This window comes from Candidatus Desulfatibia sp. (assembly GCF_036446775.1).
Classification (GTDB): Bacteria; Desulfobacterota; Desulfobacteria; order Desulfobacterales; family UBA11574; genus Desulfatibia_A.
This window is the reverse complement of sequence record NZ_JAZFTO010000287.1, coordinates 1-2,651: the sequence shown is the minus strand read 5'-3', so window position 1 is coordinate 2,651 and position 2,651 is coordinate 1. Positions and strand designations below refer to the sequence as shown.

4 protein-coding genes are annotated in these 2,651 nt (G+C 47.1%); all 4 read right to left on the bottom strand.

Annotated elements, in window-relative coordinates; all coding sequences use genetic code 11:
• Window positions 1-548 (bottom strand): FlgK family flagellar hook-associated protein (locus V3S16_RS13615; RefSeq protein ID WP_413885834.1); only part of this gene is annotated, 548 nt, incomplete at its 3' end.
• Between the two features lie 2 nt (window positions 549-550).
• Window positions 551-1,036, bottom strand: coding sequence for a flagellar protein FlgN (locus tag V3S16_RS13610; RefSeq protein WP_413885832.1), 486 nt, complete (start codon window positions 1,034-1,036; stop codon window positions 551-553).
• A gap of 178 nt (window positions 1,037-1,214) precedes the next feature.
• Window positions 1,215-1,502 (bottom strand): rod-binding protein, encoded by a 288-nt coding sequence (locus V3S16_RS13605; protein WP_413885830.1) that lies wholly within the window; start codon window positions 1,500-1,502, stop codon window positions 1,215-1,217.
• Between the two features lie 12 nt (window positions 1,503-1,514).
• Window positions 1,515-2,651: flagellar basal body P-ring protein FlgI (locus tag V3S16_RS13600; RefSeq protein WP_413885828.1), on the bottom strand; the 1,137-nt coding region annotated here is incomplete at its 5' end.

Below are 2,651 nucleotides of genomic sequence, written 5' to 3'. Positions count from 1 at the left end.
TTGAGAGTGCCGATCTCACTTGTAATCTGGTTGATTCTTTCTATTCCAACACTGACAGCGCCTGTTAAATCCGTTTCCATCTGCGTCAAATCGCTGTTCAAGGCGTTAAGTTGTCCTGACAGCAGGCTGGAATGTTCATATAGGGCAATCCGCTCGGGAGCTCCTGACGGGTTGTTTGAAATATCGTGCCACGAATTCCAGAAACCGGAGAGCATTGCACTAATACTGGTTTCGGAATTTTCGTTAAAAAGACCCTCAAAGATCCGCATGTAATTTTCCATCTCCTGGGACGATGCCAGATTCGCTTTTTCCTGCCTGAGCTGCTTTTCGACCAATTGATCAGTAGTCCGGACTATAATGCTTACATCCACACCGCGCCCAAAGAGCAGGCCGCCGTATTTTGCAGGCTGTCTACCCTCGATGACCGGGCTTTGTCGAGAATACTCGGGAGTATTTACGTTGGCAATGTTGTGGGCGGTCACCTCAACACCATACTGCTGCACACTCAAAGAGGTCCTGGCAACATCAAGTATAGATAGTATGCCCATGCTTAAACCTCCCTGCTCAGAAATGAATGCGAGCTGGATTTACTAAAATGACATTTGTCGTTGTACACAGTTTCTGATCCGTCCGCGCCTGTCATAATCGCTATGATCTCATCCAGAAACTGCAACGAATCATTGACAAAAGCCATGTTTTCTTTTCTGAAGACATCAATCTCGCTCTTTAATTTAATAAGCCGCAGGTACAGCTTTTGAAACTCAGCCCTGGATTCTCCGGGGATCAAATCCATTGTGCGGTTAAGCTCAAAAGTTTTTTGATCTTCCTGCAAATCAAGAACTGCAATGATTTCCTGCTTAGTGGTATTTATTTTTGCACAGAGCTCCTCTTTTTCTTTCGATATACTCCACAGTTTATCCAAGTCTAAATTTATCAGAGATTCTCTTTCGTGCTTAAAACAATAAAGCAGGTCATGGTAAAGCATGATCTTTTTGTAAAAAAGCTTTTCAATCAAACGAACGTTAGGCGTTTCCATACTTAGGCTCCCTATTCTATTTATCGGAAAATCCGGCTGTAAACTGAATTGTTATTTTGTATTTAGTGTTTAGTCTTTGGTGCCCCAACAAATTGGTATGTCAGCATATATTTCAAGCAAAACACAAAATACAAAACACTAAACACCCGCTGAATTCGATTTTTTATGAATTCAGCGGTTATCGATCCTTGAGGTCTGAAAAAATTATCTCTGCCAGCCCAATACCACCGCCTTTAGCAATTCCCAGGGCCAGGCTTTCGTCAAACATCGCGTCCATGATCTGTCTCTCGGTACTATTTCCAAAGAGCGCGTCCTTTTCAACGGTGGACCGCATTGATTTCAGCATATAGGTTATCAAGATGGCTTCAAACTCGGTGCAGGCTTTCTGAAGTTTCTGCAGTCCGGCCTTAGAGACATCTTTTTGCAAGACCGTCGCCGCCGGATGCGCTGCAATCGGTTTTAACATATCGCCTCTCCTTTATATAATTTCCAATTCTCCGTAAAGGGCACCGGCGGCCTTCAGAGCCTGCAAAATAGTAATAAGATCCCGGGGGGTAACACCAATAGCGTTTAAGGCCTTGACCAGTTCACCGAGTGTTCTTCCCGGCCGGATCAGAATAAGTCGGCTTTGCTCCTCGGCGACGGTGACATCACTATCCGGAGAAACAACGGTATTGCCCCCCGGTGCTATGATGATACCGCCCTCCATTTGGACAGGGGCCGCTCCTGCGCCCGAAGGTGCAAAGGGCTGCGGTTGTGAAACCTCTTGGGTCTCTTTGATCTGAATACTCAAGTTTCCATGCGCCACGGCAACTTTTTGGATCCTGACATTTTGCCCAATCACCACGGTACCCGTCTTCTCATTAATAATAATTTTGGCGATATTATCAGGTGTGACCTCCAGGTCACCAATCTGGGCGATCAGGTTGACCACTTTGCCTTGAAACCTTTCAGGAATCTTCAATTTTAAGGTGCCCGAATCTATCGGTGTAGCCAGACTCTCTTGCAGTTGCGTGTTAATGGCATCGGCAACCCTGGTAACCGTATTGAAATCCGGATTGTCTAACATAATAGTCAGCTCTTTTTTATTCATTATCGACAAAGGGAGCTCTCTTTCGATCGTCGCTCCGCCGCTTATTCTTCCTACCGTGGGATGATTTTTGGTGACTCCTCCTCCGTCAGCCCCGCCCACGGAATAACCGCCAATGGATAGGGCTCCCTGGGCCAGGGCATAGACCTTGCCGTCCACCCCTTGCAGGGGGGTCAGCAGAAGCGTACCTCCCGACAGGCTTTTGGCGTCGCCAATGGACGATAAGGTTACATCGATTTTTTTGCCTATGCGGGCAAAGGGCGGCAAGGTGGCACTCACCATCACGGCGGCAACATTGCTTACTTTAACATCAGCGGCGCTGACGTGCACCCCCATGCGTTCCAGCATATTCACCAGGCCCTGGACGGTAAAACCGGTCCCGCCTTTATCACCACTGCCGTTAAGACCGACAATCAGGCCATAGCCGAACAGTTGATTGGACCTGATCCCCTTGATCGAAGCGATATCCTTGATCCTCGCCGGCATACCCATGGATGGATAAATGAAACTGAACAACAATATAAT

Coding starts and splice junctions, on each gene's coding strand:
- V3S16_RS13605 (WP_413885830.1), bottom strand. CDS start 1,502: ATGTTAAAACCGATTGCAGCGCATCCGGCGGCGACGGTCTTGCAAAAA.
- V3S16_RS13610 (WP_413885832.1), bottom strand. CDS start 1,036: ATGGAAACGCCTAACGTTCGTTTGATTGAAAAGCTTTTTTACAAAAAG.